This is a genomic window from Klebsiella spallanzanii, from assembly GCF_902158555.1.
Taxonomy (GTDB): Bacteria; Pseudomonadota; Gammaproteobacteria; order Enterobacterales; family Enterobacteriaceae; genus Klebsiella; species Klebsiella spallanzanii.
Map to the genome: position 1 here is coordinate 686733 of NZ_CABGGS010000001.1, position 12883 is coordinate 699615.

Genomic DNA, 12883 nt, shown 5'->3' on the forward strand with positions numbered 1-12883 from the left:
TATCAAGGAGCCTGAGATGATGAAAACTTCGTGGCGTAAAAGCGCCCTGATTGCCGCCGCCCTGCCTTTATTGCTCTGTAGCAGTTCATTATGGGCCAATGCTATTCAGCAGAAGCTGGCCGATTTGGAAAAAAGTACCGGCGGGCGACTGGGCGTCGCGCTGATTGACACCACAGATAATTCTCAAATTCTATATCGCGGTGACGAGCGTTTTGCTATGTGCAGTACCGGTAAAGTGATGGCTGCCGCCGCGGTGTTAAAACAGAGCGAAAGCAATAAAGATGTGGTGAATAAAAGGCTGGAGATTAAAGCATCGGATCTGGTGGTCTGGAGCCCGGTGACTGAAAAACATCTGCAGAGCGGAATGACGTTGGCGGAATTAAGCGCCGCCGCGCTGCAATATAGCGACAATACCGCGATGAATAAGATGATTGGTTATCTTGGCGGACCGGAAAAAGTGACCGCCTTCGCCCGCAGTATCGGCGATGTCACTTTTCGTCTCGATCGTACGGAGCCTGCACTAAACACCGCGATCCCGGGTGACGAACGCGATACCACCACGCCGCTGGCGATGGCCGAAAGCCTGCACAAGCTGACGCTGGGTAATGCGCTGGGTGAACAACAGCGCGCACAGTTAGTGACATGGTTGAAAGGCAACACCACCGGCGGGCAGAGTATTCGTGCGGGGCTGCCTGCAAGCTGGGTCGTGGGAGATAAAACCGGAGCTGGTGATTACGGCACCACCAATGATATCGCCGTTATCTGGCCGGAAAATCATGCTCCGCTGGTATTAGTCACTTATTTCACCCAACCGCTGCAGGATGCGAAAAGCCGCAAAGATGTGCTAGCCGCAGCGGCAAAAATCGTGACCGAAGGGCTGTAGCCGGACAGCCGCATCACACGCCGCCTCCGGGGATAACACCCTCACCCCAGCCCTCTCCCTCAAAAGGGAGAGGGAGCAGGCCGTACCCGCGATTTATTTCGGTGTCTGACTTCCCTGGTGGCACTGCGGCTTCCCGGCTACGGGTTCACCACCATCTGCGGTCAGGTAGCCCGGAAAGGCGCGTCACGCGCCGCCTCCGGGGATAATACCCTCACCCCAGCCCTCTCCCTCAAAAGGGAGAGGGAGCAGGCCGTACCCGCGATTTATTTCGGTGTCTGACTTCCCTGGTGGCACTGCGGCTTCCCGGCTACGGGTTCACCACCATCTGCGGTCCGGTAGCCTGGACAGGCGCGTCACGCGCCGCCTCCGGGAATAACACCCTCACTCCAGCCCTGCGAGTTGAAATATTAATCCGTGATTTTAAACGTCAGCGCATAGGCGCTGGTTTTACCTTCATCGCGTGCACCGCCCATCTGATAAACCCGCACGGTATATTTACCACCGGTAGTAAGACGTTGCTCAAAAGTATCACCGCTCAGTGAACCGTTATAAATCGCATTATTGTCTGGAGCGATAACGTTAAAATAAGGATGAGGCCATTGGCTCGTCATGCTGACGTGCATAGTCTGGCCTGCTTTTGCCACCAGCGTATAGTCATTAACATCGCCGCCGATAACGGTACTTTTGATTATCGTGCCGCTGCTGCCTTTATCAAAATGCACGGTATTGCTGTTTATTTTATCACTCGCTATTAATGATACTGACGTTAATAAACAACTAACACAGATCATGCCACCAACAATTAACTTTAAATTTTTCATTTAATTAACACCTTATGTTTTTTATGCGCGCTGTTATAGCACATAAGGTGTCAGGAGTAAGCTGCTTCGAAATATTGTCCACCGTTTTTACGGTTTAAAATCCAGAGCGGCATTTTTTAAATTTTGATATGCCCGTTCACTCGGAAATGGTGGAAACTTCGTACGTAATACAGCATCGTACATCACCGCACAAAACTCTGAACGCTCGCCTTCTACCTTCAAACCTGTCAGCTGTGCTTGACGGTTTAAAGACATACGCAAAGTACAGACGTCACCGCGATATTTTTCCCAATCAGGGATGTGCTCCCTAATAGCCTGTTGCAAGGCAAAAAGATAACCACTTAGATTTTCGCTATTTGCATCATCAGGCGGAAGAGTCAGGGTATCCGACTGCGCAGCGCGCTGATTCATCTCCTGAATAAGCTGCGTTTGAGAGGGACTCTTTGTCTGCGTCCCCTGACAGCCGGAAAGCAGCCATACGCCAGTCACCAGAGCGAGTAGATATGTTACTTTTTTCATGATGTATCCTTACACAAAAGAGGCCGCTTCAATCATCGGCGACGAAACACTATTCTCGCGTCTCCTGACGATGGAGTAAATCCTGATAAATCGTCGTTAATATCCCTCCCGGACGAAACCCTTTTTTGATCCATTGCGTCACCTGGCCGGTTGCGGCGTGCTGGGTTGCCAGCAGCATTCCCGAGTCCTGTCGCGGGTTGTGGATCTGGCGGGTCACCAGCAATTTCTTCTCCATCGCTTCATGCGCCATATAATCCGGCAGAAATCCGATCCCTTCACCGAGGATCTGGCACTGGCATTTGGTATTAAAGTCCGGTACCAGGATCGCCTCCTGACCGTGCAGCAGCCAGCCCACCTTTTTATTAATGGTGCTGGCGGTATCCTCAACCATGATATTGGGGTAAAGGCGCAGCTGGCTTTCGGAAATCGGCTCCGGCATAAACGCCAACGGATGATCCGGAGCAATAGCAAACACCCAGCGGATCGCACCGATCTCGGTGTAATCAATACCGCCGCCGTCGAGCAAAGTATCCGGCGCGCCGATAGCGATATTCGCCTGATTATTAATCATCGAGTCCCAGACGCCGTTATAGACCTCGGTGGTCACGGTTATCTGGCAGGTAGGAAACTGCTTTTTCAACACCTGCAGCAGCCGTGCCGTGTGGCGCGGCGTATAGAGCAACTGATTAATACAGATGCGCACCCGCGCTTCAATTCCCTGAGAGATGGTATCGATGCTGCGCTTGATAGCGTGAAAATCATTCAACAGGTCAGTGGCTTTGCGAAAAAGATAAAAGCCGGATTCGGTCAACTCAATGCTGCGGGTATTGCGGGTAAAAAGCACCACGTCCAGCCCCGCCTCCATCCGTTTGATGGTATAGCTGATGGCTGAGGTGGTCAGCCCCAACTCATCCGCGGCTTTACTAAAGCTGCCAAAACGTGCCGCCGTGGTAAACGCCAGCAGGTTCTCTTCAGTAAAAATGGAATTCATGTGCTGCTCCTGCTTTATTTACCCATACAGTTGAGGAATGTATTGGCAGTACTGATGCCAGGGCAACCATTTTTGAATATCTTTTAAAAACTCTCGGCTTATTACACGTTCTCCTTCGACGTCGCCTCGCTGAGTTTTCGCCCGCTATACTCGGAAATAAAGCCCACGCAGTTACCCGCCAGGAACCCCAACAACGTCACCGTCCAGTTCAGTCCGGTGGCGAAAAATAACGTCATGCCTAAGAAACCGCCGGGAATAAAAGAAGTCAGGGCAAACCGTCCCTGCCAGACGATAACCGCCGAAAACGGCACTGTGGTAATTACGCTGGCCCAGAAGCCCGAAATTCCCGTGGCTGAAGCAATCGCCCCCGCGGCCAGCGCGGCGAGATACGCCCAGATGGCCCCGGAATAGTTAACGAAGAGGCTTTTTACCCAGCCTTCTTTACCGCCGCCCGCCGCGTAAAAACTGCAAAAGGCGACAAAGCCAATGGTTCCGAGTAATTCCCAACCGTGTTGCAGCCCAACGTGTGAGGAAATCAGCTGCCAGACGCCAGCGCAGATGCCAACCGTAATCCCCGTAGCAGTGAGTCCGTTCATATCTTTCTCCTCTTAGTAAAATGGCCTGATGAAGTATTTCAGCGAGGAAACTATATCGAAACAAAACCCGATTGAGTTAAGGGACAAAGAGGGAAAGAAACAAACGTTGCACCAACGCACAGTCTGCATCGATTATTAAATAATATTCAACAATCAACCTGATTATGGCGAATAAAATTTAAGCGGGTTCTTTTCTCATAATTTCGTTGCTATTCTCAAACCATCAATAAACAGCCACAAAAATCAGGGGAATGATAATGAGTACACCAAATCTGCTGAATGAATATCTACTGGCTGCTGAACTGGGTAATTTACATCAATTAAAAACCTGTCTAACACAAGGTGTCGATATTAATGCCAGCAATCGCCAGGGACAAACGGCCATTACGCTGGCAAGTCTTAATCAACATTATGACTGCGTCTCTGTGTTAATTTCCGCTGGAGTCGATATTAATCAGCAGGACAGGACCTGCCTCAATCCTTTTTTACTCAGTTGCCTGAATAACGATATTAAATTGCTGCAATTAATACTCCCCGCAAAGCCGGATCTGAACTGTTTAACCCGGTTTGGCGGCGTGGGCCTGACGCCTGCCTGCGAAAAAGGCCATATTGAGATCGTTAAAATACTGCTGGCCGAGACCGATATTAACGTCAACCACACCAACTTCGTTGGCTGGACGCCGCTGCTGGAAGCGATCGTTCTCAATGACGGCGGTCCGACGCAGCAGGCCATCGTTAAGCTGCTGCTGGAGCACGACGCCAGCCCGCATATGACCGATAAATATGGTAAAACACCGCTGGAACTGGCTCGGGAGAAAGGGTTTGAAGAGATTGCCCAGTTGCTAATTTCTGCGGGAGCATAAACAGGAGCAGCGCTATCGACACCATCACACCACGATGTGTGCAAGCGCTAACTGCGGATGAGGGTTTTCTCTGTGCGCGCGGTAGCGGACGGATTGAACAGGTCTTTTCCCGGGCGGTCAATATCTGGCTCCCGACAGAGCAGCAACTCCTGACGCTGCTTGGCGAAGGCTACGATAACGCTCCCAATAGCTGTAGGTTAGCGCTCACACACTTAAACACCCTGTTCCGGCCAGGTGAAACGGTCGAATTTGGTGATTCGGGCATCGGCGTTGGCAAGAATATCTGGATAAATACCGGTACCTGCTTTCGCTGGCAGACGCCGAAAATGACGCTGAATACCGCGCGATTTGGAGCTATTCCCTGGTCACGCTGGCAAGAGTTTATTCACCTGCAACTCCATGAGGATGAAACGTTATTTCTCTATCGTGGCGACAATCCTTTTTATCGGGAGCTCGCCAGGGAATTGCAACTACGACGAAAAAGATTACTTAACGCCATTACGCAAAAACAAAACATCACTCAGGCGGTTAGCCAGATGATTGGGTTGGGAATTGGCCTGACGCCGTCAGCGGATGATTACCTGGTAGGGCTAAGCATTATTTTATTTATTACCGGCCACCCGGCAGAAAAATACCGGGAAGCATTTTTAACTGCACTACAAAGTGCCAAAAATAATACTACGCAGCTGAGTGCAATAACGTTAGAAGCTGCTTTACATCAGCGTTATCGCGAAAGTATTGCCACCTTGATTAACCAGATAATTAATCAGGTGGACCATTTTTCTATTCAGACCATTGCCGAGATTAAAAATATTGGCTCAAGTTCCGGCTGCGACATGCTGTATGGCATAGCGGACGCCTGCGCGCTGAGCCAAACCTACGGAGGGAATTATGTCAGTCAAAATAGTTATTAAAAAGAACACGTATTTTGATTCTGTGTCGCTGATGTCGATATCGACACGCGCTAACCAACTCGACGGCGTCGAGCAGGCGTTTGTGGCGATGGCGACCGAGATGAACAAGGGCGTACTGAAGAATCTCGGGCTGCTGACGACAGAGCTTGATGAGGCGAAAAACGGCGATCTGATGATTGTTATCAACGGCAAAGACGGTGCTGATAACGAGCAGACGCTGGCGGCTATTGAAGAATTGTTCACTAAAAAGGCCGACAGTGGCTCGCACGAAGCGCGCTACGCCACCCTTGCCAGCGCCAAAAAGCATATACCCGAGAGCAACCTGGCGGTGATTTCGGTCAATGGTCTGTTCGCCGCCCGCGAAGCGCGTCAGGCGCTGCAAAATGACCTCAACGTGATGCTGTTCTCCGACAACGTGTCGATTGAAGATGAGCTGGCGCTTAAGCAGCTGGCGCATGAAAAAGGGTTACTGATGATGGGCCCGGACTGTGGCACCGCCATCATTAACGGCGCGGCGCTGTGCTTTGGCAACGCGGTGCGGCGCGGTAATATCGGCATTATTGGCGCATCCGGCACCGGCAGCCAGGAACTGAGCGTGCGCATTCACGACTTCGGCGGCGGCATCTCACAGCTGATCGGCACCGGCGGACGCGACCTGAGCGATAAAATTGGCGGGCTGATGATGCTCGACGCCATCGCCATGCTGGAAAACGATCCGCAAACTGAAATCATCGCGCTGGTCTCTAAACCGCCTGCCCCTGCGGTGGCACGTAAAGTACTGGAACGCGCACGAAGCTGCCGTAAACCGGTGGTCGCCTGCTTCCTCGGTCGCGCTGAGCCTCCGGCGGATGAACAAGGGCTACAGTTTGCGCTCGGGACCAAAGAAGCGGCGCTGAAAGCGGTTCTTCTGAGCGGCGTGAAAAAAGAATCTTTAGACCTGCACCCGCTGAACGAGAAGCTGATTGCCAAGGTTCGTTCGCAGCTCACGCCACAGCAAAAATATATTCGCGGCCTGTTCTGCGGCGGCACCCTGTGCGATGAAACGATGTTTGCGGTGATGGAAAAACACGCTGACGTTTACAGCAACATTCAGCCCGACCCAGCCTTCCGTCTGGCTGACATTAACCGCAGCGTCAAACACACCTTCCTCGATTTCGGTGATGACGACTTCACCAACGGCAAGCCGCATCCGATGATCGACCCGACCAACCGCATCAGCCGTCTGCTCCAGGAAGCGCGCGATCCTGAAGTCGGCGTCATCGTGATGGACTTCGTGCTCGGTTTTGGCTCGCACGAGGATCCGGTTGGCGTGGTGCTAGATGCAATCAAAGAGGCGAAAGCGATCGCCGCCGCCGAAGGGCGAGAGCTTGCGATCCTCGGCTACGTGCTGGGGACCGATCTTGATACGCCATCGCTGGAAAAACAGCGCCAGATGTTAAGCGACGCGGGCGTCATTCTGGCCAGCAGCAGCACCAATACCGGATTGCTGGCGCGTGAATTTATCTGCAAAGGGGAGAACGCCTGATGAGCCAGTTATTTAACCAACCGTTGAACGTGATTAACGTCGGTATCGCCATGTTTAGCGACGATCTGAAAAAGCAGCATGTCAATGTCACCCAGCTCGACTGGACGCCTCCGGGCCAGGGCAATATGCAGATTGTTAACGCACTGGATAGCATCGCCGACTCGCCGCTGGCGGAGAAAATCGCCGCCGCCAACCAGCAGGCTCTGGAGCGTATTATTCAGTCCCACCCGGTGCTGATTGGCTTTGATCAGGCGATTAACGTCGTTCCTGGCATGACGCCGAAAACGATTCTCCACGCCGGTCCGCCGGTGAAGTGGGAAAACATGTGCGGCGCAATGAAAGGCGCGGTCACCGGGGCGCTGGTGTTTGAAGGGCTGGCGAAGGATATCGACGAAGCGGCGGTGCTGGCGGCTTCCGGCGACATCACCTTCTCGCCGTGCCACGAACATGACTGCGTGGGGTCGATGGCGGGTGTGACCTCCGCTTCGATGTTTATGCATATCGTCGAGAACAAAACCTACGGCAACATCGCTTATACCAACATGAGTGAGCAGATGGCGAAGATCCTGCGCATGGGGGCCAACGACCAGAGCGTGATCGACCGTCTGAACTGGATGCGTGATGTACAGGGCCCGATGCTGCGCGATGCGATGAAAATCATCGGCGAAATCGACCTGCGCTTAATGCTGGCGCAGGCACTGCATATGGGCGACGAGTGTCATAACCGCAACAACGCGGGTACCACGCTGCTGATTCAGGCGCTGACGCCAGGGATTATTCAGGCCGGTTATTCCGTTGAGCAGCAGCGTGAAGTGTTCGAGTTTGTCGCCAGCAGCGACTACTTCTCCGGCCCGACGTGGATGGCGATGTGTAAAGCGGCGATGGACGCAGCGCACGGCATCGAATACAGCACCGTGGTTACCACCATGGCGCGCAACGGCGTCGAGTTCGGCCTGCGGGTCAGCGGCCTGCCGGGGCAATGGTTTACCGGCCCGGCGCAGCAGGTGATTGGCCCAATGTTTGCCGGATATAAGCCGGAAGACTCGGGCCTTGATATTGGCGATAGCGCGATTACCGAAACCTACGGCATCGGCGGTTTTGCGATGGCGACAGCCCCGGCAATTGTGGCGCTGGTAGGCGGTACGGTGGAAGAGGCTATCGATTTCTCCCGCCAGATGCGCGAAATCACGCTGGGCGAGAACCCGAACGTCACCATCCCACTGCTCGGTTTTATGGGCGTGCCGACGGCTATTGACATCACCCGCGTCGGCAGCAGCGGCATTCTGCCGGTGATCAACACCGCTATTGCGCATAAAGATGCGGGCATCGGCATGATTGGCGCCGGGATCGTGCACCCGCCGTTCGCCTGCTTCGAGAAGGCGATTTTAAGCTGGTGCGAACGCTACTGCGCCTGACCGTTCCCTCTCCCCTATGGGGAGAGGGCCAGGGTGAGGGGACAACGGGCACGGAGGCCCAGGTTGCAGTTCAGCGCACCAACCCTCACCCCAACCCTCTCCCTTTAAAAGGGAGAGGGAGCAGCCCGTGCCAACATTTTTGCTGGGCGGATAACAACAATAATCACATCACTTTCTGCACTGGATACCTACACCATGAAAGAACTTGTGGTCGTTGCCATTGGTGGCAACAGCATAATCAAAGACAACGCCAGCCAGTCGATTGAACATCAGGCGCAGGCGGTGAAAGCGGTCGCCAATACGGTGCTGGAGATGCTGGCGTCCGATTACAACGTGGTGCTCACCCATGGCAACGGACCGCAGGTGGGGCTGGATTTACGCCGCGCCGAAATCGCCCATGAGCGCGAGGGTCTGCCGCTCACTCCGCTGGCCAACTGCGTCGCCGATACTCAGGGCGGGATCGGCTATCTTATTCAACAAGCGCTGAACAACCGTCTCGCCGAACGCGGCGAACAAAAAGCGGTGACGGTGGTGACGCAGGTGGAGGTGGATAAAAACGATCCTGGTTTTGCCCATCCGGCCAAACCCATCGGCGCGTTCTTTAATGAAAACCAGCGTGATGAGCTTCTGCATGCCCATCCAGACTGGCGATTTGTCGAAGACTCAGGACGCGGTTACCGTCGGGTCGTGGCTTCTCCTGAGCCGCAACGCATCGTCGAGGCCGCTGCTATTAAAACCCTGACTCAGCAAGGTTTTATCGTGATTGGCGCAGGCGGCGGAGGTATTCCGGTGGTGCGCGGTGAGCAGGGGGATTATCAGAGCGTCGATGCGGTGATCGACAAAGATCTCTCCACCGCCCTGCTGGCCCGCGAGATCCGCGCCGATATTCTGGTTATCACCACCGGCGTTGAAAAAGTCTGTATCCATTTTGGTCAACCCAATCAGCAGGCGCTGGGCACAACCACCGTCAGCGAAATGACCCGCTATATGCAGGAAGGCCATTTCCCGGCGGGCAGTATGCTGCCAAAAATCGTCGCCAGCCTCGCGTTCCTGCAACACGGCGGCAAACGGGTCATCATTACTACACCGGAACGCCTGGCCGCCGCGCTGCGCGGGGAAACCGGAACCCATATCGTGCATGACTAAGATAGGCTCTAAAACAAAAGGAAGAGAGATGAATAGAGACAATAGCCGCCGGGAGTTTCTCAGCCAGAGCGGTAAAATGGTCACCGCTGCCGCTCTGTTCGGTGGGGCGGTTCCGGCCGCCTATGCCGCGAACAGCCAGACTCCGGCGAGCACCTGCGAAAATAAAAGCATCAATCGCATCGTCAACAACCACTACTATCTCGACAACGTCCTGCTGGAAAGCGGCTTTGAGTATGAGAACGGGGTTGCGGTGCACACCCGTACCGAACGGCAAACTCTGGAGATTCGCGACGGCAAAATAGCGGCGCTGCTAAGCAATAAAAGCCACCCCGATGCCGCCCTTCCACACTATGACGCGGGTGGCAAGCTGATGCTGCCGGCGATGCGCGATATGCATATTCACCTGGATAAAACCTTTTACGGTGGCCCGTGGCGATCGCTGAACCGCCCGGCGGGCACCACGATTCAGGATATGATCAAGCTGGAGCAGAAGCTACTGCCCGAGCTACAGCCTTACACGCAAGCCCATGCCGAAAAACTGATCGACCTGATCCAGTCTAAAGGCTCCACCATCGCCCGCAGCCACTGCAATATTGAACCGGTATCCGGGCTGAAAAATCTCGAAAATCTTCAGGCGGTGCTGGCGCGACGTCAGGCGGGTTTTACGTGCGAGATCGTCGCCTTTCCACAGCACGGGCTGCTGCTGTCGAAATCTGAACCACTGGTGCGTGAAGCGATGCAGGCCGGCGCGCACTATGTTGGTGGGCTGGATCCGACCAGCGTCGACGGCGCGATGGAGAAATCGCTCGATACCATGTTCCAGATTGCGCTCGATTACGATAAAGGCGTCGATATTCACCTGCACGAGACCAGCCCGGCGGGCATAGAGGCGGTGAATTATATGGTGGAAACCGTCGAGAAAACGCCGGAACTAAAGGGCAAGCTAACCATCAGCCACGCCTTCGCGCTGGCGATGATGAATGAGCAGCAGGTAGATGAAATCGCCTCGCGTATGGCGGCGCAGCAAATCACCATTGCCTCCACCGTGCCCATCGGCACGCTGCATATGCCGCTCAAACAGCTGCGTGATAAAGGCGTCTTTGTGATGACCGGTACCGATAGCGTTATCGATCACTGGTCGCCCTATGGCCTCGGCGACATGCTGGAAAAAGCTAACCTTTACGCCCAGCTCTATATTCGCCCCAATGAGCAGACGCTGTCGCGTTCGCTGGCCATCGCCACCGGCAACGTGCTGCCGCTCAACGATAAGGGCGAGCGCGTCTGGCCTAAGGCGCAAGATGAAGCCAGCTTCGTGCTGGTTGACGCTTCCTGTTCCGCCGAGGCGGTGGCGCGAATTTCGCCGCGTACCGCGACCTTCCATAAAGGCAATATGGTGTGGGGTAACGTGGGGTAAAAAGTAGAATCGCCCGGTGGCGGCTAACGCCTTACCGGGCCTACGGATGGCTTCAGGTTTGCCAGGCCGGGCAAGGCGTCAGCCGCCGCCCGGCAAATGAACGAACCGCGGTTATTTCTGCGGACGCATGGCCGGGAACAGGATCACATCGCGGATAGTGTGGCTGTTGGTAAACAGCATCACCATACGGTCGATACCAATCCCCAGACCGGCGGTCGGTGGCAGGCCATATTCCAGCGCGGTGACGTAGTCTTCGTCGTAGAACATCGCTTCGTCATCCCCCGCCGCTTTGGCGTTGACCTGATCGAGGAAACGCTGCGCCTGGTCTTCGGCATCGTTCAGCTCGCTAAAACCGTTGCCGATTTCACGCCCGCCGATAAAGAACTCGAAGCGATCGGTGATTTCCGGGTTCACATCGTTGCGGCGCGCCAGCGGCGAAACTTCTGCCGGATACTCGGTGATAAAGGTCGGCTGGATCAGGTGCGCTTCTGCCACTTCGTCGAAGATCTCGGTGACGATACGCCCCAGTCCCCAGCTTTTCTCGACATGAATGCCGATGGATTCCGCCAGCGCTTTCGCCGCGTCGAAGTTATCCAAATCCGCCATCTCGGTTTCAGGACGGTGTTTCTTAATCGCTTCGCGCATGGTCAGTTTTTCAAACGGCTTGCCGAAGTCGAACACCTGGTCGCCGTACGGCACTTCAGTTTTACCCAGTACGGTTTGCGCCAGAGTACGGAACAGCGATTCGGTCAGTTCGATCAGATCTTTGTAATCTGCATACGCCATATAGAGTTCCATCATCGTGAACTCTGGATTGTGGCGCACGGAAATACCTTCGTTACGGAAGTTACGGTTGATCTCGAAAACCCGTTCGAAGCCGCCAACCACCAGTCGTTTTAGATACAGCTCCGGCGCGATGCGCAGGTACATATCCAGATCGAGGGCATTATGATGGGTGATAAACGGACGTGCCGAAGCGCCGCCGGGGATCACCTGCATCATCGGGGTTTCCACTTCCATAAAGCCGCGCGCAACCATAAATTGACGCATAGTCGCGAGGATCTGCGAGCGCACCTTAAAGGTGTGGCGCGACTCTTCGTTGGAGATCAGATCGAGATAACGCTGACGATAGCGCGCTTCCTGATCCTGTAAGCCGTGGAATTTGTCCGGCAGCGGGCGCAGCGCTTTGGTCAGCAGGCGCAGCTCGGTGCAGTGGATAGAGAGTTCACCGGTCTGGGTTTTAAACAGCTTACCGCGGGCGGCGATGATGTCGCCGAGGTCCCATTTTTTAAACTGCTCGTTGTAGACGCCTTCCGGCAGGTCGTCGCGGGAAACGTATAGCTGAATGCGACCGCCAACGTCCTGTAAGGTGACGAAGGAGGCTTTCCCCATGATACGGCGGGTCATCATACGGCCAGCAACGGAGACGTCGACGTTCAGAGAGGTGAGTTCGTCGTTGTCCTTACCATCGAATTCAGCATGGAGCTGGTCAGAGGTATGGTCGCGACGAAAATCGTTCGGGAACGCCACGCCCTGCTCGCGCAGCGCGGCCAGTTTTTCACGACGGGTTTTCAGTTCATTATTAAGGTCAATTGCCTCATCGGCACCTTGTGCTTGTTGTTCAGACATGTTGGTTCCTCATAACCCTGCTTGCAAACTTGCTTCGATAATTGAACCAGGTCACTACACGGTGCGGCCTGTCTCGGGTGGCAGCACCGGAGAACAATCTTAAGGAGCCTGGTTTCACTTCCGGCTGATTTCACTCAGCCATTGCTTAAGTAACAGTTTTTTGTCTT

The 12883-nt window shown here is 54.4% G+C and carries 12 protein-coding genes; 7 read left to right on the top strand and 5 right to left on the bottom strand.

The features are described 5' to 3' along the window. Positions 1–16: 16 nt before the first annotated feature. Positions 17–883, top strand: a complete 867-nt coding sequence (locus FN082_RS03335) for an extended-spectrum class A beta-lactamase OXY-3-3 (RefSeq protein WP_142981135.1) — start codon at positions 17–19, stop codon at positions 881–883. 407 nt (positions 884–1290) lie between these two features. On the opposite strand, the gene FN082_RS03340 is transcribed toward FN082_RS03335, so the two are convergent. From FN082_RS03340 to FN082_RS03355, 4 genes are all read right to left on the bottom strand, one after another. Beyond that, entirely contained in the window at positions 1291–1704 is a 414-nt protein-coding gene (locus tag FN082_RS03340) for a DNA breaking-rejoining protein (protein ID WP_139538922.1), read from the bottom strand. 87 nt (positions 1705–1791) lie between these two features. Beyond that, positions 1792–2223, bottom strand: coding sequence for a cell envelope integrity TolA C-terminal domain-containing protein (locus FN082_RS03345; protein ID WP_142981136.1), 432 nt, complete (start codon positions 2221–2223; stop codon positions 1792–1794). 49 nt (positions 2224–2272) lie between these two features. Then, entirely contained in the window at positions 2273–3214 is a 942-nt protein-coding gene (locus FN082_RS03350; protein WP_110273165.1) for a LysR substrate-binding domain-containing protein, read from the bottom strand. Between the two features lie 101 nt (positions 3215–3315). Next, on the bottom strand, positions 3316–3810 hold the full coding sequence (locus FN082_RS03355) for a DUF1097 domain-containing protein (protein WP_142981137.1): 495 nt from the start codon (positions 3808–3810) through the stop codon (positions 3316–3318). Positions 3811–4067: 257 nt separating this feature from the next. Here FN082_RS03355 and FN082_RS03360 point away from each other — a divergent pair, with 257 nt between their 5' ends. The 6 genes from FN082_RS03360 to FN082_RS03385 all read left to right on the top strand — a co-directional run bounded on the left by FN082_RS03360 (position 4068) and on the right by FN082_RS03385 (position 11087). Continuing rightward, positions 4068–4673 carry an ankyrin repeat domain-containing protein gene (locus FN082_RS03360; RefSeq protein ID WP_139538919.1) on the top strand — a complete coding sequence of 202 codons (606 nt, stop codon included), beginning with the start codon at positions 4068–4070 and terminating at the stop codon, positions 4671–4673. Positions 4674–4711: 38 nt separating this feature from the next. Then, positions 4712–5587, top strand: a complete 876-nt coding sequence (locus FN082_RS03365; RefSeq protein ID WP_142981138.1) for a DUF2877 domain-containing protein — start codon at positions 4712–4714, stop codon at positions 5585–5587. After that, positions 5565–7112: an acyl-CoA synthetase FdrA gene (fdrA, locus tag FN082_RS03370; RefSeq protein ID WP_142981139.1), complete on the top strand. Its 1548-nt coding sequence runs from the start codon at positions 5565–5567 to the stop codon at positions 7110–7112. Before FN082_RS03365 ends, fdrA begins: the two co-directional genes overlap by 23 nt. Next, positions 7112–8527 carry a YlbE family protein gene (locus FN082_RS03375; RefSeq protein WP_142981140.1) on the top strand — a complete coding sequence of 472 codons (1416 nt, stop codon included), beginning with the start codon at positions 7112–7114 and terminating at the stop codon, positions 8525–8527. Before fdrA ends, FN082_RS03375 begins: the two co-directional genes overlap by 1 nt. 195 nt (positions 8528–8722) lie before the next feature. After that, positions 8723–9673, top strand: coding sequence for a carbamate kinase family protein (locus FN082_RS03380; protein ID WP_142981141.1), 951 nt, complete (start codon positions 8723–8725; stop codon positions 9671–9673). Positions 9674–9701: 28 nt separating this feature from the next. Next, positions 9702–11087: an amidohydrolase family protein gene (locus tag FN082_RS03385; RefSeq protein WP_142981142.1), complete on the top strand. Its 1386-nt coding sequence runs from the start codon at positions 9702–9704 to the stop codon at positions 11085–11087. 111 nt (positions 11088–11198) lie between these two features. Here the strand turns inward: FN082_RS03385 and lysS are convergent, their stop codons facing one another. Continuing rightward, a complete protein-coding gene (gene lysS / locus FN082_RS03390) occupies positions 11199–12716 on the bottom strand; it encodes a lysine--tRNA ligase (protein WP_142464022.1) in 1518 nt (505 codons plus the stop codon). Positions 12717–12883: the final 167 nt, after the last annotated feature.